We start from the raw sequence: 26,511 nt of genomic DNA, 5'->3' as shown, positions 1-26,511 counted from the left end.
CAGTTCGGACCTAGTTCGAGAGTTCCTTGCGGACGATTTCCGCACCCGCGCTCAAGGCACTCAGCTTGCCTCTCGCGACTGCACGCGACAACGGAGCCATGCCGCAGTTGGTGCAGGGATAGAGCTTGTCGGCATCCACGAACTGAAGTGCTTTTCGCAACGTACCGGCGACTTCCTCGGGGGTTTCAATGGTATCGGTCGCCACATCGATGGCCCCCACCATCACCTTCTTGCCCCGAATGAGTTCGATCAGATCCATCGGAACGCGCGAGTTGTGACATTCCAGCGAGACCATGTCGATACTGGATTTTTGCAGCTTGGGAAAGGCTTCCTCGTATTGCCGCCACTCCGACCCCAGCGTCTTCTTCCAGTCCGTATTGGCCTTGATGCCATAGCCATAGCAAATATGCACGGCGGTTTCACACTTGAGACCTTCGATCGCTCGTTCCAGGGTCGCGACGCCCCAATCATTCACCTCGTCGAAGAAAACATTGAATGCGGGCTCATCGAATTGAATGATATCGACGCCGGCTGCCTCCAGTTCCCTGGCTTCCTCGTTCAGGATCTTTGCGAACTCCCAGGCCAGTTTTTCGCGACGCTTGTAATGATCGTCGTACAGCGTATCGATCATCGTCATCGGCCCCGGCAACGCCCATTTGATGGGCTGCCTGGTTTGCTGGCGCAGGAACTTGGCATCTTCAACGAAAACCGGTTTCTGCCTGGCCACCGCATCAACGACCGTCGGCACGCTGGCATCATAGCGATCGCGAATTCGAACGGTCTTGCGGTTCTCGAAATCGACGCCGCTGAGGTGCTCGATGAACGTGGTCACGAAATGCTGGCGCGTTTGCTCGCCGTCACTGACGATATCGATGCCCGCATGTTGTTGCTCTTGCAACGACAGGCGCAACGCATCCTGTTTGCCCTCGACCAGCCCCTCGTCTTGCAATTTCCACGGTGACCAAAGTGTCTCGGGTTGTGCGAGCCACGAAGGTTTAGGCAAACTGCCGGCGGTTGAAGTGGGTAGAAATTTTTTCACGGTAGACGACCTTGCGTTTTTGTTGGTCAAAGAGCGTAGTCCGCAGACCACTGCTCAAGAATGGCCTGGTATGGCTTGATAAATTGCTCTTCAACAAACCTGCCCTGTTCGATAGCCAGCCGGCTACGCTCTTCCCGATCGTAAACAATGCGAGTCGACGAAAAATCCTGATGCTTCAAACTCGGTCGGTAGGACTTTCCTGCCGGAGAATTCGCACTGTAAATTTCGGGGCGGTAAATTTTCTGAAAAGTATCCATCGTGCTGATGGTGCTGATGAGCTCCAGACTGGTGTAATCATTCAGCAAATCACCGGTAAAATAAAAAGCCAGCGGCGCGACGCTATTCGGCGGCATGAAATAGCGCACCTTCATCCCCATTTTTTCGAAATACTCGTCAGTCAAGGAATACGCGTCCTGCCGGTATTCGATACCCAACACAGGGTGCCGATTTGCGGTCTGATGATAGGTCCTGCTGCTCGAAACGCTCAGGCATATAACGGGCGGTTTCGTGAAATTATCCGTGTAGGCGCTCGACTTCACGAAGCACTTGAACAGATTCCCGTGCAGGTCCCCAAAATTCTCCGGCGTGCTGAAGCCGTGCCGGTCCTTGTTGTGCTCCAGCAATACCACACTGAAATCGTAATCTCGCACATAAGAGGAAAAATTATTTCCCGCGATGCCTTCAATGCGTTTGTCGTTTTTTCGATCGATAATATTCGTTTTCAATATTTCGATCAAGGGCAGCGCCGCGCTACTCCTTTCACCACCGATATTCATTTCGACTGAAATGATTTCAAGCTGGACGGCATAACGATCGCCTTCAGGGTTGTCCCAATGCACCAACGCATTGAAGCGATTGTCGATCATCCTGAAGGTATTGCGCAAATTCTCCTGACGACTCTTTCCTCTGGCGAGGTTGGCAAAATTGGTCGTGATGCGCGTATTTTCAGAAGGCTGATAGTCTTCATCGAAACGGACACTTTTAATTGCAAATGTAAAATCTTTAATCGTCATGATCTTGCGCTCCGATTCCCGGAATGAAAACCGCATCTGCTCCATGCCTTTCGATGCGGCTCGCTTTTCTGTTCCGACGCTTTGCTCAGTAGTCTCATTGGCATCGACATTCGGACGAATGTGACGTTGGGCCATGGCCGACTGGATATGAATCGATTTCAACCAACCATGAGCGATGCTCACGGTGCGGTGCGTCTGGTTCACATCGGAAGAAAAGTAACTGGCAGCGATGATATAGTTTCGTTTGCATGAATAAAAATGGATTTATTTCATGCAAACATTAAATTCGCTCATGGAGTGATCGATGCTGGATCGCAATCATCTGATGGTTGTGCGGGAAGTGGAGCGGCAGGGCTCGCTCACGGCCGCCGCCGATACGCTCAATCTCACGCAGTCGGCGCTCAGCCATGCGGTGAAGAAGCTGGAGCAGCAGCTCGGCACGCCCGTGTGGACGCGCGAAGGGCGTAGCATGCGGCTCACGCAGGCCGGACAGTACCTGCTGAGCCTCGCGAACCGGTTGCTGCCGCAATTCGAACTCGCCGAGGAGCGCATGAGGCAGTACGCGCAGGGCGAGCGCGGCACGTTGCGGATCGGCATGGAATGCGCGCCGTGCTATCAATGGCTGCTGAAGGTGGTGTCGCCGTATCTCGCGCACTGGCCGGATGTCGATGTGGACGTGAAGCAGCGCTTCCAGTTCGGCGGCATCGGTGCGTTGATCGGCTATGAAATCGACGTGCTCGTCACGCCCGACCCGCTCAAGAAGCCCGAACTGCATTTCGAGCCGGTGTTCGATTACGAGCAGGTGCTGGTGGTTGCCGATGATCACCCGCTGGCCGGAGAAGCGTATGTCACGCCCGAACAGCTGACGCACGAGGTACTGATCACGTATCCCGTCGAAACGGACCGGCTCGATATCTACACGCAGTTCCTCACGCCCGCGAACAGGGTGCCGAAGCGCCACAAGGTGATCGAGACGACCGACATCATGCTGCAGATGGTGGCGAGCGGCCGTGGCGTGGCGGCGTTGCCTCGCTGGCTCGCGGAAGAATACGCCGGCTGGATGCCGCTTACGCCCGTGCAACTTGGAAAGAAGGGGATTGCGAAGCAGATTTTTCTCGGCACGCGCAAGACCGATGACGACGTCGATTATCTTGCGGCGTTTGTAAAGGCTGCGCGGGAGTGGAAATGGGCGGAAGCGAAGATGCGAGACTAGTTTTGCATCGGGACATGAACAAAACCAATCGCTACCGCAACGGGTCGCTTTCCGCGCCTTCGTGCTTGTCGGCCCGCGCTGCAGTCAACCCGTTTCAGCCACGTGACCATTGCCGCCCCGCACCGCGGCCGCCGTCTCTCACTTCCCTTTTCACGCAGCGGCACCGGGCATCGCTTGCGCCCTATGCAGCAACACGTTGGCGGGCGCCGATGAACCCACGAAATCGGCGCCGCCAACCGGCCAGCATGCCGTCGCGCCGGATCCGTCGTCCACACGACGGCGGCATCGCACACGCGCGTCGTGACGCGTTGCCGGACCCGACCGCCAGCGTCCCCGGACGGCACCGCTGTCGCAAGCGAGCCGTCCGGTTGCGACGGCCACGCCTGCGGCAAGCCGGTGGCTACGTCTTACTTCTGCAGCGAGATTTCCACGCGGCGATTACGCGCCCGCCCTTCGGCGGTCTCGTTCGACGCGGCCGGGTTGGTTTCTCCATGCCCCGACGCCGCGAACGAATCCGCCTTCAGCCCGTGTTCGCGCAGATACCCCGCGACGGCATCGGCGCGGCGCTTCGACAGTGCCTGGTTGTGTGCATCCGAGCCGGTCGAGTCGGTATAACCGTCCACTGCCACGCGCGCGAAATGCTTGTCGCCCTGCTGGTTCAGCAGCGTGTCGAGCGCGGCGGTGGCAGCGGATGTCAGCACGGCGGAGTCGGTCGCGAAGTACGCATCGCCGGTCAGGCTCACCTTCTCGACCGCGGCGGGCGCCGGCGCGGCCGCCGCGGCGACCGGCGCGGGTGCCGCACCGCACTGGAACACCATCGAGTGCGGATCGGCGCCGTCGCGGTACGGCGTCGTGGAATCAACCGTGCGCACGGCCTCGTTGCCGCACATGCGCGTGGCGACCTTCATGCAGGTATTGGCGCTCGACAGGATGCCGTGGCAGTCGACGCGGAACGTCCGGATGCCGTCGCGGGGCTGAAGTTCGTATGCGTTGTACGTCGGCCCCGATGCGCTCGAACAGGCCGCGAGGGAAACGACGGACGCCAGCAGTGCAAGATGAATGTTTTTCACTTGATTACTCCGAAAATGCGAGGGGCGCAGCGCGGGCGGCGCAATGGCGCAGCCGCCTCCGCGTGCGTGTGCGTTCGACGCGGTCCGCCCCGGCAGTGCGTGCCGGCGCGAACCGCGGCGCGCGATTACTTCCACTGATACAGCATGCCCGCGCCGACCACGCGCTGGCTGCCGGCGAAGCCGCCGTTGAGCGTCGCCTTCAGGTTTTCCGTGACACGCGCCTGCACGCCGACCGCCATGGCCTTCTGCCCCTGGAACGTCGCCGTACCGACCCCCATCGCGAAGTTCGAGTCGCGGTCCATGTGCGGGATCGACGCCATCGCGGCGGTGGCCGCGATCCCCTCGCGTGCCATCGAATCGGTCTGCTGGATCTGCTGCTGCATCTGCGTGAGCTGGTTATTGACCGTGTTCAGCGACTGCGTGAACTGGTTCGACACCGCGTTCAGCTGGTTCACGTTCACCGCATCCGTGCCCTGCGTACCGGCCGCGACGTTGACCACCTGGCGCGCCGATTCCGCCGAACCGACCGCGACGACGTTCGAGCGTCCGCCATCGTTGCTGCCCGTGCCGATCGCGGTCGAGTTGTTGCCGGCTGCCGTCGCGCCCACGCCGATCGCGCTGGAGCCATTGCCTGACGCGAGCGCGTTGTTGCCGACCGCCGTGCTGTTCGAGCCCGATGCCACCGCCCCCGAACCACCCGCCGACGAATTCGGGCCGGTCGAACCCGGCGGCACGTTCGTGCCGGTCGGGTTCGTCGTGTACTGGCCGCCGAGGTTCGTCGTGCGCTGGTCGATCAGCGTCGTCAGCTGGTTCGCGACCGAATCGAGCTGCGACACGTTCACCGCGTCCGTGCCGTTCTTGCCGGCCGCGAGGCCCGTGATCTGCCGGTTGCCGATGTTCACTTCGCCGGCCGACGATTGCGGGCTGCTCAGCCCGTACGCAACGTAGTTCGTCAGCGCGCCGACCGTCGTCAGCGAACCTGCGCCCAATGCCACGCTGTTCGCGAACGTCGCGGACGCACCGGCGCCCAGCGCGAGCGCATCGGTTGCGTTGCCGAGCGCGCCGGAACCCAGCGCGACGCTGCCCACGCTGACCGCCTTCGCATTTGCGCCTTGCGCGACCGACTGCGCGCCCAGTGCCGTCGCGCCGCTGCCGAGCGCGATCGCGTCGGCCTGCGCGGAACTCGCCGCCTGCCCGATCGCGACGCCGCCCGGGGCGGTCTGGTCGACGATCGCGCCGTTGCCGATGCCCACGCCGTTGTCGCCGTTGACGACCGTCGTCGGCCCCACCGCGACCGATTCCGCGCCGACGGCGAGCGAGTCGGCCGCCGTCGAATTCGCGTGGAAATACTTCTGGCCCGTGACCGCGAACGACTGCAACGCGCCGGCCAGCTGCCGCACGGTTACCGCATCCTGCTGCCCGGTGCCGTCCGCGACGTTGGTGATCTGACGATACGTCTTGCTGGTCGCGTCGCCGACCGATACCGCGCCGAGCAGCGTCTGGTCCGTCGTGTTGAACGGGATCGATGCGGTGCCGTTGCGGAGGATGCCCGACGACGGCGTCGTCGCGCGGTCGGATACCGACCCCGCACCCAGCGCGATGCTGCCGTCCACCTTCGAGATTGCGTTCGGGCCGATCGCGACGCTGTCGACGCCGACCGCCTGGCTGTCCGGCGCGGTCGAGTTCGCGTGGAAATACTTGATGCCGTGCGCGTTGATGTTGTCGATCGCCGAGCCGGCGTTGTTGTTGATCGTCGTCGAACCGTCGCTGTTGTACGTCACGTACGACGGAGCCGAAATCGTGCCGGTCGTCGGATCGTAGGTGGCCCCGCCGCCGATCGCGCCGGCCGTGCTGTTGCCGAGGTTCGTGTTGTTGCTGGCGATCGAGCTGAGGCTGGTGGACAGCGAGCCGATGCCCGTCGACGTCGCGGTGGACAGCGACGTCAGGTTGCTGTTCGTGCTCGACAGCCCGGTGGACAGCGAACCGACGGTCGTCGACGTCGACGTCGACAGCGACGCGATCGAGCTCGTCGTCGAACTGAGCCCGGTCGACAGCGAACCGATGCTCGTCGAGGTCGCGGTAGACAGCGACGTGACGTTGCTGTTCGTCGTGCTCAGGCCGGTGGACAGTGAACCGACCACCGTCGAGGTGGAGGTCGACAGCGACGTCACCGTGCTGTTCGTCGAACTCAGGCCAGTGGACAGCGAGCTGATGCCGGTCGACGTGGACGTCGACAACGATGTCACCGTGCTGTTCGTCGAACTCAAGCCGGTGGACAACGAGCTGATGCCCGTGGACGTCGACGTCGACAACGATGTCACCGTGCTGTTCGTCGAACTCAGCCCGGTGGACAGCGAGCCGATGCCCGTCGACGTGGACGTCGACAACGACGTCACCGTGCTGTTCGTCGAACTCAAGCCGGTGGACAGCGAGCCGACGACGGTCGAGGTCGACGTCGACAGCGACGTGACCGAACTGTTGGTCGAACTCAGGCCGGTGGACAGCGAACTGATGCCGGTCGACGTCGACGTGGACAGCGACGTGATCGCACTGTTGGCCGACGACAGGCCGGTAGACGTCGAGGTCGACAGCGACGTGACCGCGCTATCCGTCGAGCTCAGGCCCGTCGACAGCGAACTGATGCCGGTCGATGTCGAGGTCGACAACGACGTGATCGTGCTGCCGACCGTCGACAGCCCCGTCGACGTGGAAGTCGACAGCGACGTCACCGCGCTGTTGGTCGAACTCAGCCCGGTCGACAACGAGCTGATGCCCGTGGACGTCGACGTGGACAGCGACGTCACCGAGCTGTTGGTCGAACTCAGGCCGGTGGACAGCGAACTGATGCCGGTCGACGTCGACGTCGACAACGATGTCACGGTGCTGTTCGTCGAACTCAAGCCGGTGGACAGCGAACCGATGCCCGTCGACGTCGACGTGGACAGCGACGTCACCGCGCTGTTGGTCGAGCTCAGCCCGGTCGACAGCGACGACACGCCGGTGGACAACGACGTGATGCTCGATGCGGTCGACGTCGACAGCGAATCGAGCGCCGTGTTCGTCGCGGCGAGCTGCGACCCGTTGATCGCATCCGTGCTCGACGAATCGACGCGTCCGGCCGCGACGTTGGTGATCTGGCGTTCCGCGTTCGGCGCGCCGACGCTGACGACGCTGGTCGGATTCGTGCCCTTGTAGTTATACGTAATGCCACCGAGCGTTCCGGTCGCGGTCGGATGCGGCACGTCCGTCACCGAACCGGAGCCGAGCGCGACATCGTTCGCATTCGTCGCGACGGCCGACGCGCCGAATGCGACCGCACCGGCCGCCGCCGCAGTCGACGTGTTGCCGAACGCGAGCGAGCCGGTGCCCTGCGCATTGTTCGAATTGCCGATCGCCACCGCGCCGTTGCCGTTCGCGGTGTTGTTCGAACCGAGCGTGACCGCGCCGGTGCCGATCGCGCTGCTCGGATCGCCGATCGCGACCGCGCCGTTGCCGCTGACGGTCTGGCCGAAGCCGAGCGCGACGGCGCCCGTGCCGCCCAGCACCTTCGACAGGTTGCCGCCGGCGATCGAACCCGCGCCGGCGGTTGCCGCGACCGAGTTGCTGTCGCCGATGGCCACGGTCGACGTCGCCGCCGCCACGCTGTTGATGCCGACTGCGGTCGCATTGGTGGCAGACGCCGTCGCACCGGGCCCCAGTGCGCTCGCCGACACGCCGGTCGCAAGCGCGAGATTACCGAGCGCGGTCGCGAACTGCTGCGTCGCGGTCGACTGCACACCCATCGCGATCGAGCTGACCCCCGACGCATTCGCGCTCAGGCCGAGCGCCAACGCCGAATTGGCGCCGGCCGTCGTATTCGAGCCCAGCGCGATCGAACTGGTGCCGAGCGACTGCGTGCCCGAGCCCGGTACGCCGGCCGTCCCGCCCCAGCCGATCGCGATCGACGACGTGCCCTTCGCCCCGCTGTTCACCCCCATCGCCACGCCCGAATTGCCGGAAGCCAGCGCGCCGCTGCCCACGGCAACGGCGGCCGCGCCCGAGCTGGTCGATTGGTTGCCGAGGGACACCGAGCCCGTCAGGTCCGCATGCGATGCATAGCCCAGCGCGACGCTTTGCGCGCCGGCGGCGCTCGCCCCGAGGCCGAGCGCCGCCGCGTACTGACCGGACGCCAGCGCATTGTTGCCGAGGCCGATGGCCGACACACCCGTCGCGGCCGCTCCGCTACCCATCGCAACCGATCCGCTTTGCGTCGCACTCGACAAGTTGCCGACGGCAACCGAGTAGTTGCCCGAACCGATCGCCTGCACGCCCATCGACGTGCTGTTGACGCCGGTCGCCTGCGCATTGATGCCGACGGCCGTCGAACCGTCGCCCATCGCATGCGCGCCCGGGCCGAGCGCCGTGGCCGACAGCCCCTGCGCCGTCGCCAGATTGCCCAGTGCGGTGGAGTTCTGCTGCGCGGCACTCGAGCCGACGCCGATCGCGATCGACGTGACGCCGCCGTTTGCCGCGCCGCCATCCTGCGCGTACTGGGCATGCGCGCCCACATGGAACAAGCCGAGATACACCGACGCCATCAGCATCGCGAGCCGTCGCGGCGACGGGGCAGAACGCATGCTCGCGCGTGTCGCGACATCACCGACCGCCGCGCCCGTCGGCGTACCGCTCGACGACGCAACGCGCTTGCCGCGCGCCCGATCAAGCTCCGAAGCCGCAACCCAGGCTCCCAATGCTTCGTTCCAGATCGACTTGAACGTCTTGTTCATCTTGTCTTCCCTCGCTTCTCATGTGCTGGATGACGCAACGGCAAACACGGCAGCCGGCGAGAACGTCATCTGCACATTCCCGTCCGCCTGACGACGCTCCGCCACTCACTTTGGATCACTAATTAAACAGCCGGGTAATGCTGCACGACACGCGCGATGGATATCGCGATCACGCAACCGCGCGCCGCCCGTGTCGGTAGACACGAGGCGAGGCAACGATCGCCGGTTATCGAATCATGGAAGCCGACACGGCAAGCCCGGCGGCTCGACGCTGGGCGTGCGGTTCATCCGCGCACGCGCGCGCCATCGCGCCGAACCCGCGACGACCTCGAATTTCATGGGAAAGCGTCATTCGGACGCCGGATGGGCGGAAGCCGGCCCGCACTCGGGGGGCGGCCCGCCCTGTTTCATTCAGGAGGAGGATGACGCCGTGCGATCCCCGGGACTGAAGCATGCGCCACCGGTTCGTGCGAACCGGTGCGTTGGCCTGTCATGCCTGTTGTGTTCATCGTTTTCGTACCCGCCTGATTCGAAAGCGCGCCGCGCGCGACCGTCCCCCGATGGATCGAACCCTCGGACGGCCCACGCGCAGCCACTCACCCTTTCCGTCCGGCATTCAAACGCATTTCCGGAATCCCGGAACAGCATCGACGACTTGCCGGACGACCCCTGCACCGAATTAATCGATCGAATTTCCTTGATGATTTCGTCTCGACAGGTGCCTCATGCCAAACCGCATTCCAGAACTCACCGATTTCTCTTATATAGCAACGTATTCGGTGAATGATGAAATTTGCATTACCCTCGTGCCAGTTATTTGTTCGCCGATGCCATCCCATATCATGGGATCGAACATCGATCAATGTCTCATTGGTATCGCATGCATCGGAATAGAACTTCGGCATGTGATCCGCGCGATCCTGACCGTTTGAAAGAACCGATTCCAGCCGCGCCAGGGCTAGTTTGCTGGCATCCGCCAGAATGAACCTTTTCCCGAGCGGAAAAAATCTTTTCCCGAGCAGACAGCATTTACATTCATACGTTCAGACGCAAAATATGCTTTTATGACTAACATGATTTCGACCGGTCGTCATAAAAAAATTAATCTGGCAATCCACAATTTCTTCATTCTCTTCACATAGAAGACGTCGACTTCGAGACGAACGTCAAACTTATTCCCGCCCCCTTCCAATTCCAATTATTCCGAATTGAACCGGCAATAAAGACCGATTATTAAAATCCGGTTCGGCATGTTTTTCCACTCCCGTTTCTTCCGGCCGGACGCCGTGGCGGCGAACACGCAACACCCCGCCGCACAAGCCCCCACATGCCGCACGGAATCCTCACAAGGTGACCTGTTGTCGGCATATAATTTTTCGCAACAATCGTGCAGAGCGCGATGCTTTCACATTGACCGGCCACCCTTCCACCGCATCCGCAACCATGTCATCCCGCTCGTCCAGTTCGGCGTCGCCTCGTCCCACGCCGGATCTTGCTGACGCACATATTCTTGTCGTCGACGATCGCCCGAACGACCTGCGGCTCCTGACCGAAATCCTGCGTGCCGCACGGTGCCGGATCAGCGTCGCGTTCGACGGGCTGCAGGCGTATCACCGTGCCCAGGCGATCGCGCCCGACCTGATCCTGATGGATGTCCGGATGCCGCGCATGGACGGCTTTGCCGCGTGCCGGCTGCTGGCGTCGACGCCTTCGACGCAATCGATCCCGGTCATCATCCTGACGGCCGCGGGCGATCTCGAGGATCGCATCGCGGGGCTCGAAACCGGTGCGATCGACTACATCATCAAGCCGTTCGAGCCGACCGAAGTGCTGGCCCGGATCCGCAATCACCTGAAACGCGCGCGGCGCAGCCAGCCGTTCGCGCATCTGCCCGAGCTGCCCGACAACCCGGATGCGGCCCTCGTGCGCGCGGCGTCCGAGGTCCTGCTACGCGACCTGCGCCATCCGCCGGCGCTCGAGGAGCTCGCCAGACAGGTCGGCACGCATGAGAAGCGCCTGTCTCGCGTGTTCCGCGATCATCTCGGCCAGACCGTGTTCGAATATCTGCGCGACACGCGCCTGCGCGCCGCGATGCACTTCCTCGCGGAGACGTCGATGGGGATCGGCGACATCGCCGAGGAAATCGGCTTTTCCACGCCCGGCAACTTCGCCACCGCCTTCCGCGAACGCTTCGGCATCACGCCGTCCGACTGGCGGCGCCAGCGCCATGCGGTCAATGCCCCGCCCGCCACACCCGGGGCGCACCATCACGATGCATAGGCGCCACGCGGCATGGGCAGCCGGATGTCGCGCGGTGCTGCTGCTTCTGCTCGCGATGGCCGTCACCTGCGCGACGGCGCGCGCCGCGTCGACGCCGAACCCCGCGCAACTGGACGCCGTGTCGGTATTCGAGGACGCGAGCACGACGATGTCCGCCGAGCAGGTCGCCGCACGGCTCGCCGATCCGGCGCATGGCACGCCGGTGGCCGGCACGTCGTCGTTCAACGTCGAGTTCTCGCGATCGGCGTGGTGGATCCGCGCCACGCTGACCAACCGCGACAGCGCCGCACGCCCGCTGGTGCTGGTGATTCGCGACGCCCGCGTCGACCGGGCGGACTTCTATCTCGGCCGGAACGGCCGGTGGACGCTCGACGGCCGCTTCCCGGCCGCCGGCCCCGGCGGTGATGCCGCCGCGCCGTCATCGCGCTACCCGGCGATCGACGTCACGTTGCGCGCCGGCGAAAGCCTCCCGGTGCTGATCCGCGTCACGTCGCGCAAGGAAATGCGGCTCGCGCCGGCCGCGTTCACGCGTGCGGCGTGGGATGCGCTGGAACGGCGCGCGACGATGTGGGACTTCGGCTTCTTCGGCGGGCTGCTCGCGCTCGTGTGGTGCGCGCTGCTGATCGGGTTCTTTTCGCGCAGCGGCGTGTTCCATGTGCTGGCCGCGGTGGCGCTCGGCACGACGCTGTTCGAAGCGGCTTACCGCGGCTATATGGCGATGGCGTTGCCGCCCGCGCTGCGTGAATGGTCGGCGCGCGGCGAAGTGATCTTCGCGTACCTGGCGGTGTCCTGCTTCATCGTCTTCATCCTGATGGTCGCCCGGCGCGAGCAGGCGAAACTGCCGATGCGCGCGATCTACATGGCCTTCCTCGCGCTCGAAGGGGTCGGCATGATCGGCGCCGCGTGGGGCGACCTGCTGACGTTCACGTGGTTCTGCCTGCGGCTGAACGCCGTGCTCGGGATCGTCAACATCAGCCTCGCGCTGCTGCTCGCGATCCGCCGGACGCCGACCGGCCGCGTGATGCTGATCGCCATCGCGATCGCCACCTTCAACATGCTGATCCGCGTGCTCGACGGCATGAACACGCTGCCGCCGGCGCTCGCCTGGCTGAAATCCGACATCTTCCCGAACCCCGTCATCGCGATCGTCGGGCTCGCCACGCACCTGCTGGTGCTGGCCGCATGGATCCACCATGTCGGCCGCCAGCGTACCGAGGCGAGGAAGCGGCTCGAACACTGGCAGCTCACCGAACAGGATCGGCTGCGCGACGAAGTCGCACGACGCACGCTCGCGCTCAACGACGCGCTGCAACAGGTGACAACCCACATGCAGCAGAAGATCGAGACGCTCGGCTACGTCAGCCACGACCTGCGCGCGCCGCTGTCCACGATCAACGGCTACGCGAAGCTGCTGCTGCAAGGCGCGACGCGCGGCCAGGCGCGGCTGATCCGGTCGATCGACCGCAGCATCCGCTACCAGCTCACGCTGATCGATGAACTGCTCGCGTTCACGAAGGTCGAGCTGCAGCCGCTCGGCGTGACGCCGGACACGACCGACCTGCCCGGCCTGCTCGACGACATCGGCCACTATGCGGTCGCGCTGTGCGCGCAGCAGGACAACCGGTTCGTCTACCGGCCGGCCACGCCGCTGCCGCACATGGTGTCGATCGACGGCATGCGGCTGCAGCAGGTGCTGCTCAACCTGCTGTCCAACGCATCGAAGTTCACGCGCGACGGCACGGTCACGCTGTCGATTCATGCCGCGCGCGAAGGCGACACCTGGCGCCTGCTGTTCGAAGTAGCCGACACGGGCATCGGGATCGACATCAGCGGCAACCGCGACATCTTCCGCGCGTACCAGCAGGTGCAGGCCGTGAACGGCGGCACCGGGCTCGGCCTGTTCATCGCGCAGCGCATCGTCGGCGCGATGGAGGGCGAGCTGGCCGTCGCCAGCCAGCCGGGCGTCGGCACGGCATTCTCGTTCGCGATCGTCGCGCCGGCTGTCGGGCACGCGCTCGTGCCGGTGTCGGAGCTCGTCCGGCGGTTTCAACCGGACGGCGAGGCCGAGCCGGACGTCCCCGCGCCCACGATGCCGTGCCCGCCCGACGATGTGCTCGACCAACTGATCCTGCTGGCCGACAACGGGCAGCTGACCGATATCGAGGAATGGCTCGGCCCGTATGCGGACGAACCGGACTACGCGGCCTTCGTGCGGGACGTGCGCGAACACCTCGATGCACTGGACCTGGACGCGATCGGCAAACTGGCCGGCTCGCTGAAACAGGCGCGCCGCGCCGCGACGGCGTTCGACGCCGAAGCCGACGCGGCCGGGCCGGCCTGACAGCACCGGCCACCGCGTCGCGTACGCGCCGATCGGGCACCGGCCGGCCGCCGGATGCGACAGCCCGCGCATCGGCCCGCCCACCGTCGCGTCAGCACGCTTCGTGCCGCGCCCCCCCGCCGGACGATGCGCGCTACAGCCGCCGCATCGTCGAAACCAGCGCGGTGCCCTCGTCGGGCGATGCCGGCCGCGCCCGCACCGGGTCGCGTTCCGGTCTCGGCGCGCCGAGCCCCGTGCCGCCCGTGCGCCGCCGCGTGGCGTGCCGCTCGATCACGCGTTGCAGCACGCAGAACACGCACAGCAGCGCGCCGATCACGATCCGCGTCCACCACGAACTCAACGTGCCGTCGAACGTGATCAGCACCTGGATCGTGCCGAGGATGCCGACGCCGAACACCGAGCCGACCACATAGCCCACGCCGCCGGTGAGCAGCGTGCCGCCGATCACGGTCGCGGCGATCGCGTCGAGCTCCATCCCCTGTGCCTGCAACCCGTAACCCGACAACACGTACAGCGTGAACACGACGCCGCCGAGCGCCGAACAGAAGCCGCTCAGCGCGTACACGCCGACCTTCGTGCGCGCGACCGGCAGCCCCATCAGCAGCGCCGAACGCTCGTTGCCGCCGATCGCGTAGACGTTGCGCCCGAAGCGCGTGAAATGCGCGACGTAGATCGCGCCGGCCAGCGTCGCGAGCGCGATCAACGCACCCGCGCTCAGCGTGCCACCGCCCACCGGCACGCTGACGCCCGCGATCGCATGAAACACCGGCTCGTTGATCGTGATCGACTGCGTCGTGATCAGGAAGCACGCGCCGCGCGCGAGAAACATCCCGGCCAGCGTGACGATGAACGGCTGCAGCCGGAAATAATGGATCAACGCCCCCATCGCCGCGCCGTACAGCGCGCCGAACGCGAGCACCAGCGGCACGATCATCCACACGGGCCAGTGCAGCCGCTCGGCGCCGACCGCGCAGAAGATCGTCGTCAGCGCGACGACCGAGCCGACCGACAGGTCGATGCCGCCCGACACGATCACGAACGTCATCCCGATCGCGACGATCAACAGGAAGGCGTTGTCGACGAGCAGCCCGGTCAGCACCTGCATCGAGAAGAAGCCCGTGTAGGTCACGGACCCGAAGCCGAACAGCGCGGCGAACAGCACGATCGTCACGACGATCGGCAGCGTGCGCGGGTCGGCGAGCCGGCCAAGGAATCGGTTCATCGCGGCGTCGCTCCGGTAGTGGCGCGCGAACGCGCGGAAGACAGCAGCCGCGACGCGTGCCGGACGACCAGCGCGCGCGCCGCGTCCGACTGGATCAGCGTCACGACGATCACGACGACCGCCTTGACGACGAGCGTCGCCTCCGGCGGCACGCCGATCGAATAGGTCGTGTAGGTGAGCGTCTGGATGATCAGCGCGCCAAGCACCGAGCCGGCGAGGCTGAAACGGCCGCCGAGCGTCACCGCGAGGATCGCGTCGAGTTCGAGCAGCAGCCCCGCGTTGTTGCCGTCGGCGCTGCGCACGTTCGAGCTGGCCAGGATGCCCGCGAGCGCCGACATCACGCCCGAGCACAGGTACACGCCGAACACGATCGCGCCCGAGCGCAGCCCGACGAGCCGTGTCGCGACCGGGTTCACGCCGATCGCGCGGATGAACAGCCCGAGCGCCGTGCGGTTCACCAGCAGCGCGGTCGCGGCGATCGTCGCCAACGCGATCCATACCGCGCACGGCACGGCCGCGAGATAGCCGCCGCCGAGCGCGAGGTAGCCGGGCGCGCCGATCGGGATGATCTGGCCGCCCGTCAGCAGTTGCGCGACGCCGCGGCCGGCCACCATCAGGATCAGCGTCGCGATGATCGGCTGCATCCCGACGAAGGCGACCAGCAGCCCGTTCCATGCGCCGGCCAGCAGCCCGACGCCGAGCGCGGCGGCAAGCGCCGCGCCGACCCTCGACGGGTCCCCATCGAGGACGATCGCGGCCGCCGCGCCGGCGATCGCGACGATCGCGCCGACCGAGATGTCGATCCCGCGGGTCGCGATCACGAGCGTCATCCCGAGCGACACGATCACGAGCGGCGCCGCGCGGTTCAGGATGTCGACCGGCGCGCCGAACAGGTGGCCGTCGAGCAGCGCGATCGACAGGAAGCCCGGGCGATGCGCGACGTCGAGCGCGAACAGCAGGACGAGCGTCAACGCCGGCCATGCGAGCGGATGACGAAACAGCGTGCGCAGCAGCGTCATGACTGGCCTCCCGCGATCAGCCGGTACACCTGCTCCTCGGACGCATCCGCGCCGGTGAGTTCGGCGACCTTGCGACGGTCGCGCAACACCGTGATCCGGTGGCTCACGCGTACGACTTCACTGATCTCCGACGAAATGAACAGGATCGCGAGCCCCTGCGCGCACAGCGCGAGCACGCGTTCCATGATGTCGAATTTCGCGGCGACGTCGATGCCGCGCGTCGGCTCGTCGAGGATCAGCAGCTTCGGCTCCGTCGCGAGCCAGCGCGCGAGTAGCACCTTCTGCTGGTTGCCGCCCGACAGCAGCCCGATCGGCTGCTCCGCGTCGCGCGCCTTGATGCCGAGCCGCGCGATGTACGTATCGGCGAGCTCGCGCTGCCGCGCCCGCCCGATCAGCCGCCACCAGCCGCGCCGCGCCTGCAGCGCGAGAATGATGTTCTCGCGGATCGACAGCGCGGCGACGATGCCCTCCTTCTTGCGATCCTCCGGGCAGTAGGCGATGCCGTGCCGGACCGCGTCGTGCGGCGACGCGAGCCGTGTGCGCGCGCCGTCGATCTCGATCGCGCCGGTGTCGGCGCGCTCCGCGGCGAATGCCAGTTGCGCGGTTTCGGTGCGCCCCGAGCCGAGCAGCCCGGCCAGCCCGACGATCTCGCCGGGCCGCACGTCGAGGTCGAGCGGGCTCATCATCCCGCGACGGCCGACCTGCTGCATCGACAGGAACGGTTCCGCCTCGCCGGCGGTGCGTTCGACCGCTGCCGCACCCGCCTGCAGCGTGTCCGACATCCGTTCGCGGCCGGTCATCTTCGCGACCAGCACGTCGACCGGCAAGTCGCGCGCGAGATACTCGCCTTCGCGCTCGCCGTTGCGCATCACGGTGATCCGGTCGGACACCGCATAGGTCTGCTCGAGAAAGTGCGTGACGAACAGGATCGCGATGCCCGATGCCTTCAGCCGGCGCAGCACGTCGAACAGCCGCGCGACCTCGCCGTCGTCGAGGCTCGAAGTCGGCTCGTCGAGAATCAGCACGCGCGCGTCGACCGACACGGCCCGTGCGATCGCGACCATCTGCTGCACGGCGATCGGATACGCATCGAGCGAGCGCGTGACGTCGAGCGACAGGTCGAGTTCGGCCAGCGCCGCGCGCGAGCGCGCATGAATCGTGTTCCAGTCGATCGCGCCGCGCCGCATCGGCTGCCGGCCCGCGAAGATGTTCTCCGCGACCGACAGGTTCGCGCACAGGTTCACTTCCTGGTAGAGCGTCTGGATGCCGGCCGCCTCGGCTTCGCGCGGCGCGGCAAAATGCACGGGCCGCCCGCCGACGCGAATCTCGCCCGCATCGTGCGCATGCACGCCAGTGAGCACGTTGATCAGCGTCGACTTGCCCGCGCCGTTCTGGCCCATCAGCGCGTGGATTTCACCCGGAAACAGCCGGAAGTTCACGCGCTGCAGCGCGTTCACGCCCGGAAACGACTTGTCGATGCCGATCATCTCGACCACCGGCGGACTCTCCATGCATCCTCCCTCGAAACGGTTGGCGCCCGGGCGGCCGGGCGGCCGCAACGCCGCCGCTCGCGCCGGATCGTCGGTACGTGGCTCAGTACTTGCGGGTCGGCAGCACCTGCGCCGCGACGCTCATCGGGAACACGGTCTCGTTCGTCACGATCCGCTTGGGCAACTGCTTGCCGGCGACCACGTCCTTCACCGCACTCATCAGTTGCGGGCCGAGCAGCGGGCTGCATTCGACGTCGACGTTGATCTTGCCGGCCACCATCGCCTGGAAGCCGCCCTTCGTCGCGTCGAACGACACGACGCTCACGTCCTTGCCGGGCTTGATGCCGGCCTCTTCCATCGCCTGGATCGCGCCGAGCGCCATGTCGTCGTTGTGCGCGTAGACGACGTTGATCTGCTTGCCGTAGGTCTTCGCGAACGCTTCCATCACCTGCTTGCCGCCTGCCAGCGTGAAGTCGCCGCTCTGCGACGCGATCACCTTGAATTTCGGATTGTTCTTGATCACTTCGAGCAGGCCCGCGCGGCGGTCGTTGGCCGGCGCGGAACCGACCGTGCCCTGCAGCTCGACGATGTTGATCGGGCCCGGATCGTTCTTGTAGTGCTCTTCCATCCAGTGGCCGGCGCGCCGCCCTTCCTCGAGGAAGTCGGAGCCGATCATCGTCACGTACAGCGACGGATCCTTCACGTCGACGCCGCGGTCGGTCAGGATCACCGGGATATGGGCCGCCTTCGCTTCGGTCAGCACGGGCTCCCAACCCGATTCGACGACCGGCGAGAACGCGATCACGTCGACCTTCTGCGCGATGAACGAGCGGATCGCACGAATCTGGTTCTCCTGCTTCTGCTGCGCGTCGGAGAATTTCAGGTTGATGCCGGCGTCCTTCGCCGCGCCCTTCACCGACACGGTGTTCGCGGTGCGCCACGCGCTTTCCGCGCCGACCTGCGAGAAGCCGAGCGTGATCGGTTTCTGCTGCGCGTGCGCGCCGCCGGCCAGCACCGCTGCCGCGGCGACGATCGCGCCGGCCGCCAGCTTCCTGATGAATGTCATGGTTCGTCTCCGATGATGTCGTTGTCTGCTGCTGCGCTGTTGTGTTTCTGCTTGGCGCAGGCGCGGGTCGGGGCTGTGCGCCGGGCGGGGGCGTCAAGCCGACCCGGTCTGCATGCCCCGCATCAGTCTAGAAACAAGTCCGATAACCTTCTAATGAAATATTGGATTGGGACGATATCGGATTCGGCATACGTATAAACACCTAAACGGGCGGTTCAACCCGTTCTAGCCGGCCCTGGCCGCGTTTGCGCGACCTTTGCACGAGCCACGCGCACCACCGGCGCGTGGCCTCGCGGCATCGTAAATCGCTCGTTCCAGCCGTTCGATGTTCGCTGAACGCGACACGGCATCGACACGATCCGCCCGATGCCGACATCGGGCTGCAGTCAGCTTGCCCGGGCGAGGCCGTTGCGTGATTTCGTCCATGCAGCGGTAACAAACGCCCGATCACCCGTCCGGCGCGCGCTTGCGCCGGGCATCCTCGCGTGTGCCAGGAATGGCGCACGGTTCTTGCTGCACGACGCCGGAACGTACGCACAAACAGGAGAAAAACGTGCGCGCAGGATGTCCGCCCGGAACGCAGCCCGACGATACGCGGATCGGCACTGACGTCGATCGACGCGCCGCAGCATGAAGAAACGCGCCACGTCGCAGCCGAATGCACGCATGCCCGCCGGGCCGCTGCGTCATGTCGACGACCGCCGCCCCGGCTATACGCGCCGGCCGCTCCGCAACGGCTTCGCGTATTACGGGCCAGACGGTGTGCGAGTGCGCGATGCCGACGAAATTGCCCGTATCAACGCGCTGGCGATTCCTCCCGCCTACACCGACGTGTGGATCTGCATGGATCCGCGCGGCCATCTGCAGGCAACGGGCCGCGACGCACGCGGCCGCAAGCAGTATCGCTATCACCCGCTGTGGCGCGAGACGCGAGACGCGAACAAGTACACGCGGATGGCCGCGTTCGCGCGTGCGCTGCCGCGCATCCGCACGCGCGTCACGCGCGATCTCGCGTTGCCGGGCATGCCGCGCGACAAGGTCGTGGCGACGATCGTCCGCTTGCTCGACACGACGCTCGCGCGGATCGGCAACGCCGAATACGCGCGCGAAAACGGCTCGTACGGTCTGACGACGCTGCGCAAGCGACATTTGAAGATCCAGCCCGGCCAGGTGCGGCTGCGCTTCGCCGGCAAGAGCGGGATCGAACACGACGTGACGGTTGACGACGCGCGGGTCGCGCGGATCGTACGGCGCTGCGCGGAGCTGCCCGGGCACGAGTTGTTCCAGTATGTGGACAACGACGGCGCCCGCCATCCGGTCGGTTCGTCCGACGTGAACGACTACCTGCGCGAAGCCGGCGGCGCGGATTTCACCGCGAAGGACTACCGGACCTGGGCCGGCAGCGTGCATGCGCTCGGGTTGCTGCGGCGCACCGAGCATCGCGGCGTCAAGCACGCGCGCAAGCAGATCGTCGAGACCGTGCGTGCGGTGGCCGAGCTATTGCGCAACACGCCGGCCGTGTGCCGGCGGTGCTACATCCATCCGGCGGTGCTCGATGCGTTCGAGGCCGGCGCGCTCGCCGCGCTCGCGGTCCGGCGGACGCCGCGCGGCTTGCGCGCGGATGAAGCGGCGTTCGTGGCGTTGCTCGGCGCCGCCAGCCGGCGAGCGGGGAGATGATCCCGCCCGTCGCACCGAGGCTCGGTCGACGCAATCGGCGCGGCGTGAAGATTCCGGAATCGGCGGACGTTCAACACCCGAGCACCAGAAGACGAATCGGGCACGGGCACAGCCATGGGGCGGTGACGTTCCCGGCGTCGATCTCCATGATCAACGGGAGGACAATGGCTTGTGTCCCGTCGCTTTCAACGCGGCATTGATGTCGTCGCGTGTATTGACGGCACGGCCGTCCACGTTGCAATCCGATTGCACCGGCTTTGCGCCGGCGGCAAATCCCACACCGCTCAGCTCGGTCGCGACCCATTGCGGATGATGCTTTTCCAGCGCGAACGTCATGATCCCGGCCTGGTCGTCCGTCAATATCAATCCGCCATCCTTCTCCGCCAACGCAACGCATAAAAATGCGGCATCGTGGTCCTTGAGCAGGTCGACCACAAAATAGCGATAGTCCTTCATCTCCGGCTCACGGTCGTTCAATCGATGTACGGCCGCCAGTATTTGGGCGCGGTCAGGGTCGCTCTTGTCCAGATCGCGGGCAGACGCCACGTTGGCGAGGGTCGCGCCGAGAATCAGTGCGCATGCAGCAAGCTTGCAAACCTTCATCATCAACAATGTTCGAGAATCAACCAATCGTTCAGGGGCGATCCGTCATTGAGCGGTGGCGCGGCCGTTCAGGATATCGGCGACAGGCTCGTCCATGTCATCGCCCCGGACACTCGCGGTGTGTTCCGTCTGCCGATCGAACCGCATCGTACACCGTCGGGCGACGCGCGCATCGTTCATCCGGCGCATCTCGCCTGTCGGGCGGGTTTCGACGCGCGATCTTCCGTTTCGACGAACGCCCATACCTCGACGTCAGAGGACGCTCGTCGGCATATCGCGTCGCTGACCGCCGACCTCGCGCGACGCTCGAGTCGTTGCCACCACCCTTTCACGCGTGACGGATGCGAGCAGATGCCGACCGACACGCCGTCCGGCCTCCCGGTCTGCCGGACGCGCTTCTGTGCAACCAGCACTGCCTGAACCCGATGTCGTTTACCACCGGGTTCCGGGCGCATGACCGATAGCCGCTCGCGCCCGTTTCCCTAAACTGGTTCGCACAACACACCTGCCCGGTGTCGTCCGCTGCGCGCGTCACGCCACCGGCATCGAAGCATCCCCGAGACATCCGCCTTCGCTGTCCGTCGGCCCGCACGCCCCCGCTGCATTCCTGCCGGCCGCGCCGCCAAGGCCATTCCAGGAGAGTTCATTGAGCCCGTCGCAAACGCACGCCGCGAAAACCCGATCTTCGCGCAAGTCCGTCAAGCTGGATGACATCACGATCGTCGACCCCGCCGTCCTCAAGCGCGCGGTCGGCGCGATGGCGTTCGGCAACGCGATGGAATGGTTCGACTTCGGCGTGTACAGCTACATCGCCGTCACGCTCGGCAAGGTGTTCTTCCCGTCCAGCAGCCCGTCCGCGCAGCTGCTCGCGACCTTCGGCACGTTCGCGGCCGCGTTCCTCGTGCGCCCGCTCGGCGGCATGGTGTTCGGCCCGCTCGGCGACCGCATCGGCCGCCAGCGCGTGCTCGCCGCCACGATGATCATGATGGCCGTCGGCACCTTCGCGATCGGCCTGATCCCCAGCTACGCGTCGATCGGCATCATGGCGCCCGTGCTGCTGCTCGTCGCCCGCCTCGTGCAGGGCTTCTCGACCGGCGGCGAATACGGCGGCGCAGCCACCTTCATCGCCGAATTCTCGACCGACAGGCGCCGCGGCTTCATGGGCAGCTTCCTCGAATTCGGCACGCTGATCGGCTATACGCTCGGCGCGGCGACGGTCGCGTTGCTCACCGCGTCGCTGTCGCAGGAAGCGCTGCTGTCGTGGGGCTGGCGCGTGCCGTTCTTCATCGCCGGCCCGCTCGGTCTCGTGGGGCTCTACGTCCGGCTGAAACTCGAGGAAACGCCCGCGTTCAAGAAGGAGGCCGAAGCACGCGAAGCGGACGAACGCACGCGGCCGAAGCAACGCTTCGCGACGCTGCTCGTCGAACAGTGGAAGCCGCTGCTGCAATGCGTCGGCCTGGTGCTGATCTTCAACGTGACCGACTACATGGCGCTGTCGTACCTGCCGAGCTACCTGTCGGCGACGCTGCACTTCCGCGAATCGCACGGCCTGTTCCTGGTGCTGCTCGTGATGGTGCTGATGATGCCAATGACGCTCTATGCCGGGCACCTGTCGGACAAGGTCGGCCGCAAGCCGGTGATGATGGCCGGCTGCGTGGGCCTGCTCGTGCTGGCCGCGCCGGCGCTGATGCTGATCCGCACCGGCGGCATGCTGCCCGTGTTCGGCGGGATGCTGATCTACGGCGTGCTGCTGTCGACGTTCACCGGCGTGATGCCGTCGGCGCTGCCCGCGCTGTTCCCCACGCGCATCCGCTACGGCGCGCTCGCGATCGGCTTCAACGTGTCGGTGTCGCTGTTCGGCGGCACGACGCCGCTCGTCACCGCGTGGCTCGTCGATCGCACCGGCGACCTGATGATGCCCGCGTACTACCTGATGGGCGCATCGTTCATCGGCATCGTGTCGGTGCTCGCGCTACGCGAAACGGCGCGCCAGCCGCTGCCCGGCTCCGCGCCGTGCGTCGCGAGCCGCGTGGAGGCACTGAGCCTCGTTCGCGGCCGGGCCGACGAAGCGCGCGGACGGGACAGGAAGCTCACGCCGGTCAGCGAACGCGCGTGATGCGGGCGCGCGTAGCGCTGGCGCTCATGACGTGACGTGACGCGACGCCGCGCGACATGCGCCGGCGTCGCGCGCGTGAGCGTCAGCCTGCCGACAACTGCTGCGCGTCGAACCAGTCGAGCAGCATGCGCGTGACGAACGCGGGATTTTCCAGATTCGAGATGTGGCCGGCGTCCGGCACCAGCGCATGGGTGCACCCGATCACGCTCGCCATCTTCACGGTTTCCGACGGCGGGCGCGCCATGTCGCCCGCGCCGCACATCAGCAGCGTGCGTTCGGCATCCAGTTCGGCGAGTGCCGGCAGCGTGTCGGGCCGGCCGAAGATCAGCCGGCCGAGCGGGACGATCGATTGCCGCAACCGGTCGGCCGGCAGGTTCGCCAGCGCGTCGCGAAACGCGGACGGCACCGGGCCCGCCAGATTGACATCCGGCCGGAAGAACAGCGGCACGATCGCATCGAGCAGCGGCGGCGCGATACGGCCCGCGGCGGCGATGGCGTCGAGCATTCCGAAGTAACGCAGCCGCGTCGCTTCGGGCTCGGCCTCGAGCGACGCATCCATCAGCACGAGCGCGCGCACGCGCTGCGGTTCGCGCAACGCGAGCCGCGCGCCCCACATGCCGCCGACGCTGAGCCCGACCAGCGCGCACTGTTCGATCGCCAGCGCGTCGAGCAGCGCACTCGCCTGCGCGGCGAGATCGTCGAGCGTCTGCGTGCCTTCGGGCAGTGCGCCCGATGCGCCATGTCCCCACAGGTCCGGCACGATGACGCGATACTGGCGCGACAGCGCATCGATCTGCGGCGCCCACATCGCCGAATCCCACAGATAGCTGTGCCCGAGCAGCACCGGGAACCCGGTACCGTGATCCTGGTAATGCAGGGTGCTGCCATGAATGTTCACTGCGGGCATGTCGTCTCCGGTGTCGGCGCGATCGGCAGCGGCCCGGAACCGGGTGCCGCGGTCGGCGGCGTGCTGCAACCAATGCGAAGCGGCGCATCATCGCACAGGTTGCGGGCGCGGCGCATGACGGTTCGCACATGCGTGCGCGTCGAACCTGCCGCGTGCCCCTTCGACGCGCACGCGCGACGGCGTGGCGTGACCGTGCTATCCGACGCGATACATCGGCACCACGTTGCTGCCGCCCGTTTCCTGGTCCGACGCGAGCGGATGACTCGCCTGTTCGAGCAGCCAGTTGGTCAGCACTGCGATATCGAACTCGTTGCATGCATCCGGGTTCTGCACCAGTACGTAGCTGCCCGATGCGACCGTGCAGTGCGGGAACAGCTCGACGAGCCGGCCCTGCTTCAGCAGCCCGTCGACCAGCGGCCGCCGCCCGATCGCGATGCCGTGCCCGTCGACCGCGGCCTGCACCAGCTGGTCGTACTGGCTGAAATGCAGCGCGCCGGCGGGCCGCAGGCGCGGCACGCCCAGCTCCTTCAACAAATGGCTCCATCCGTGCCACGGCCACTCGCCGCGCGGATCGTCGAGATGCAGCAGCACGTGCTTGTCGAGATCCTCCGGCTTCATCGACGCGGCGTCGCCCGCCGACGGCATCAGGCTCGGGCTGCAGACCGCCACGACACGCTCGCGAAACAGCACGTCCGTCTCGTCCGTCGACGTATACGGGCCTGCATATCGCACGGCCAGGTGCAAACGTTTGCGTTTAAGATCTTCAATTTCGCTCGTGGCCGATACGCGTACGTCGATGTCGGGGTAGCTGGCGCGGAACGAACCGAGGCGCGGAATCAGCCACAGTGCCGCGAACGAAACGGTGGTCGACAACGAGATCGCGCGCTGGCCCACACTCGACGACAGCTTGCCGATCACCGATTCCAGGTCGGACAACGCGAACGAGATCGCGTCGTACAGCTCGCGCCCCTTGTCGGTCAGCGTCAGGGAACGAATGTGCCGGTGAAAGAGCTCGATCCGGAGCTGCTCCTCGAGCGCCTTGACCTGGCGACTCACGGCGGATTGCGTGACGTTCAATTCCTGCCCGGCACGCGTAAAGCTCAAATGACGCGCCGCGCATTCAAAGCCTCTCAGGAAATCCAGCGAAGGCATACTTCTCAATCGCTTTGCCAATCTCACATTAGCCATACTGCCGCCTCAAAGTTGCACCCACCGACAGGCAAGTCGCCGTTCGTCTCCCTGATTCGTTTCTCCTATTTGGATTCGGAAACGATTTTATATTGAAGCATGGATGCGGATCATTCTTATTTTCAATCGTGACACCTGTATTTATCTATCGATTTTCATCAGCCGGATATTCTTACATTACCATTATCAAGTAGTGATTTTGTAAATCGATATGCGGCCGGAATGGCGCGAAGGATGACCGACAAAGTCGCATAAAAACAGGACATTACAGGCAAAAATCGACGCTATCGCAACCCTATGGACGTTACAGCAGACGCACATCCGCATACCTACAATACAATTTCAATTGCCAGACAATTTTATTCATTTACCGGATTGCGAAAAGAAAACGCACTTCAACACACATGCGGAATACCATTTAAATCCATGATTTCGTGTTTATGAAAACATACTAAACGCATGAAATTGAATTGCACCACGCAATTCCCGTAAATTGATGAACCAATTATGTCCGGAAATGAATATTCCGCCGCCCGGAAACGGCTACCCGCGTGCATGACGCCACCCTGTCGTGCGGAATCGGTTCCGCCCTTTACCGGACAGGATGCGCGTCGCTATACGCTGTCCACCACGTCGTCTGTGACACGAGGCGTTCGCGCAGTCACTTCGCGGCGATAGCGGTTCAGCTCCTGCGCGGTCGCGAACGGGCGCTCGAACAGGATCGACAGGTTGTGCAGGATCCGCTCGACCACCTTCTTTTCCCACTCGCCGTCGAAACGGATCTGCTCGTCGAGCCAGCGCTCGAGCCATTCCGGATCGGGCAGGCGCGACTGCACGGTGTCGCGCGGGAACAGCGCCTGGTTCACGTGCAGGTTGGTCGGGTGCAGCGGCTTCTCGGTGCGGCGCGCCGACGCCATCAGCACGCCGATCTTCGCGAACGCGGCACGCGCGACGTCGCCGCAGTCGTTCAGCGCCTTCTTCATATAGCGCAGGTATGCGCCGCCGTGGCGTGCTTCATCGCGCGAGATCGTTTCGTAGATCTGCTTGATGACCGGCTCGGTGTGCCAGTCGGCCGCGCAACGGTACCAGTGGTTCAGGCGGATCTCGCCGCAGAAGTGCAGCATCAGCGTCTCGAGCGGCGGCGCCGGGTCGAATTCGAAGCGCACCGCGTGCAGTTCCGCTTCGGTCGGCACCAGTTCCGGCCGGAAGCGGCGCAGGTATTCCATCAGCACGAGCGAATGCTTCTGCTCTTCGAAGAACCACACGCTCATGAACGCGGAAAAGTCGCTGTCGTGCCGGTTGTCGCGCAGGAACATTTCCGTCGCGGGCAGCGCCGACCATTCGGTGATCGCGTTCATCCTGATCGTCTCGGCCTGCTCGTCGGTGAGCAGCGACGCGTCGAACTTGTCCCACGGAATGTCCGTCTCCATGTCCCAGCGCACCGCTTCCAGCGACCTGAAAAGTTCAGGATAGAGCATCGTCGTCACCGTCGTTGAAAGGC

General features: G+C 65.2%; 17 protein-coding genes. 5 read left to right on the top strand and 12 right to left on the bottom strand.

Annotated elements, in window-relative coordinates; genetic code table 11:
- Positions 1–10: 10 nt before the first annotated feature.
- Both CFB82_RS35155 and CFB82_RS35150 read right to left on the bottom strand, forming a co-directional pair.
- Positions 11–1,039, bottom strand: coding sequence for a methionine synthase (locus CFB82_RS35155; protein ID WP_089486983.1), 1,029 nt, complete (start codon positions 1,037–1,039; stop codon positions 11–13).
- 26 nt (positions 1,040–1,065) lie between these two features.
- Complete coding sequence (locus CFB82_RS35150) at positions 1,066–2,052, bottom strand: DUF1852 domain-containing protein (RefSeq protein ID WP_089487036.1); 987 nt, start codon at positions 2,050–2,052, stop codon at positions 1,066–1,068.
- A 304-nt stretch (positions 2,053–2,356) separates the two neighbouring features.
- Here CFB82_RS35150 and CFB82_RS35145 point away from each other — a divergent pair, with 304 nt between their 5' ends.
- Positions 2,357–3,265: a LysR family transcriptional regulator gene (locus tag CFB82_RS35145; RefSeq protein ID WP_069249693.1), complete on the top strand. Its 909-nt coding sequence runs from the start codon at positions 2,357–2,359 to the stop codon at positions 3,263–3,265.
- A gap of 407 nt (positions 3,266–3,672) precedes the next feature.
- Here the strand turns inward: CFB82_RS35145 and CFB82_RS35140 are convergent, their stop codons facing one another.
- Positions 3,673–4,335, bottom strand: a complete 663-nt coding sequence (locus CFB82_RS35140; protein ID WP_089486982.1) for an OmpA family protein — start codon at positions 4,333–4,335, stop codon at positions 3,673–3,675.
- Positions 4,336–4,460: 125 nt separating this feature from the next.
- Complete coding sequence (locus CFB82_RS42640) at positions 4,461–9,101, bottom strand: YadA-like family protein (protein ID WP_143751015.1); 4,641 nt, start codon at positions 9,099–9,101, stop codon at positions 4,461–4,463.
- Between the two features lie 1,443 nt (positions 9,102–10,544).
- Between CFB82_RS42640 and CFB82_RS35105 the strand changes: the two genes are divergently transcribed.
- Both CFB82_RS35105 and CFB82_RS35100 read left to right on the top strand, forming a co-directional pair.
- Positions 10,545–11,381 carry a response regulator transcription factor gene (locus CFB82_RS35105; RefSeq protein ID WP_089486980.1) on the top strand — a complete coding sequence of 279 codons (837 nt, stop codon included), beginning with the start codon at positions 10,545–10,547 and terminating at the stop codon, positions 11,379–11,381.
- A complete protein-coding gene (locus CFB82_RS35100) occupies positions 11,374–13,722 on the top strand; it encodes a sensor histidine kinase (protein WP_089486979.1) in 2,349 nt (782 codons plus the stop codon). Before CFB82_RS35105 ends, CFB82_RS35100 begins: the two co-directional genes overlap by 8 nt.
- 133 nt (positions 13,723–13,855) lie before the next feature.
- Here the strand turns inward: CFB82_RS35100 and yjfF are convergent, their stop codons facing one another.
- The 4 genes from yjfF to CFB82_RS35080 all read right to left on the bottom strand — a co-directional run bounded on the left by yjfF (position 13,856) and on the right by CFB82_RS35080 (position 18,519).
- Complete coding sequence (gene yjfF / locus CFB82_RS35095; protein ID WP_089486978.1) at positions 13,856–14,944, bottom strand: galactofuranose ABC transporter, permease protein YjfF; 1,089 nt, start codon at positions 14,942–14,944, stop codon at positions 13,856–13,858.
- Positions 14,941–15,963 (bottom strand): ABC transporter permease, encoded by a 1,023-nt coding sequence (locus CFB82_RS35090; RefSeq protein WP_089486977.1) that lies wholly within the window; start codon positions 15,961–15,963, stop codon positions 14,941–14,943. Before CFB82_RS35090 ends, yjfF begins: the two co-directional genes overlap by 4 nt.
- Positions 15,960–17,474, bottom strand: a complete 1,515-nt coding sequence (locus CFB82_RS35085) for a sugar ABC transporter ATP-binding protein (protein WP_089486976.1) — start codon at positions 17,472–17,474, stop codon at positions 15,960–15,962. The genes CFB82_RS35090 and CFB82_RS35085 overlap by 4 nt, the downstream gene beginning before the upstream one ends.
- An 82-nt stretch (positions 17,475–17,556) precedes the next feature.
- On the bottom strand, positions 17,557–18,519 hold the full coding sequence (locus CFB82_RS35080) for an ABC transporter substrate-binding protein (protein ID WP_089486975.1): 963 nt from the start codon (positions 18,517–18,519) through the stop codon (positions 17,557–17,559).
- Positions 18,520–19,149: 630 nt separating this feature from the next.
- On the opposite strand from CFB82_RS35080, the gene CFB82_RS35075 reads away from it, so the two are divergent.
- Positions 19,150–20,196 carry a DNA topoisomerase IB gene (locus tag CFB82_RS35075; protein WP_089486974.1) on the top strand — a complete coding sequence of 349 codons (1,047 nt, stop codon included), beginning with the start codon at positions 19,150–19,152 and terminating at the stop codon, positions 20,194–20,196.
- Between the two features lie 150 nt (positions 20,197–20,346).
- Here CFB82_RS35075 and CFB82_RS35070 read toward each other — a convergent pair whose 3' ends face one another.
- Positions 20,347–20,802 carry a hypothetical protein gene (locus CFB82_RS35070; protein ID WP_089486973.1) on the bottom strand — a complete coding sequence of 152 codons (456 nt, stop codon included), beginning with the start codon at positions 20,800–20,802 and terminating at the stop codon, positions 20,347–20,349.
- Positions 20,803–21,445: 643 nt separating this feature from the next.
- Here CFB82_RS35070 and proP point away from each other — a divergent pair.
- Positions 21,446–22,915, top strand: coding sequence for a glycine betaine/L-proline transporter ProP (gene proP, locus CFB82_RS35065; protein WP_089486972.1), 1,470 nt, complete (start codon positions 21,446–21,448; stop codon positions 22,913–22,915).
- A gap of 82 nt (positions 22,916–22,997) precedes the next feature.
- Here the strand turns inward: proP and CFB82_RS35060 are convergent, their stop codons facing one another.
- The 3 genes from CFB82_RS35060 to CFB82_RS35050 all read right to left on the bottom strand — a co-directional run bounded on the left by CFB82_RS35060 (position 22,998) and on the right by CFB82_RS35050 (position 26,497).
- Positions 22,998–23,822 carry an alpha/beta fold hydrolase gene (locus CFB82_RS35060; RefSeq protein ID WP_089486971.1) on the bottom strand — a complete coding sequence of 275 codons (825 nt, stop codon included), beginning with the start codon at positions 23,820–23,822 and terminating at the stop codon, positions 22,998–23,000.
- A gap of 195 nt (positions 23,823–24,017) precedes the next feature.
- Positions 24,018–25,010: a LysR substrate-binding domain-containing protein gene (locus CFB82_RS35055; RefSeq protein ID WP_089486970.1), complete on the bottom strand. Its 993-nt coding sequence runs from the start codon at positions 25,008–25,010 to the stop codon at positions 24,018–24,020.
- 614 nt (positions 25,011–25,624) lie between these two features.
- Positions 25,625–26,497 (bottom strand): ferritin, encoded by an 873-nt coding sequence (locus CFB82_RS35050; RefSeq protein WP_089486969.1) that lies wholly within the window; start codon positions 26,495–26,497, stop codon positions 25,625–25,627.
- Positions 26,498–26,511: the final 14 nt, after the last annotated feature.

It is taken from the genome of Burkholderia sp. HI2714, assembly GCF_002223085.1.
Lineage (GTDB): Bacteria > Pseudomonadota > Gammaproteobacteria > Burkholderiales > Burkholderiaceae > Burkholderia > Burkholderia lata_D.
This window is presented reverse-complemented; position numbering and strand designations above follow the sequence as displayed.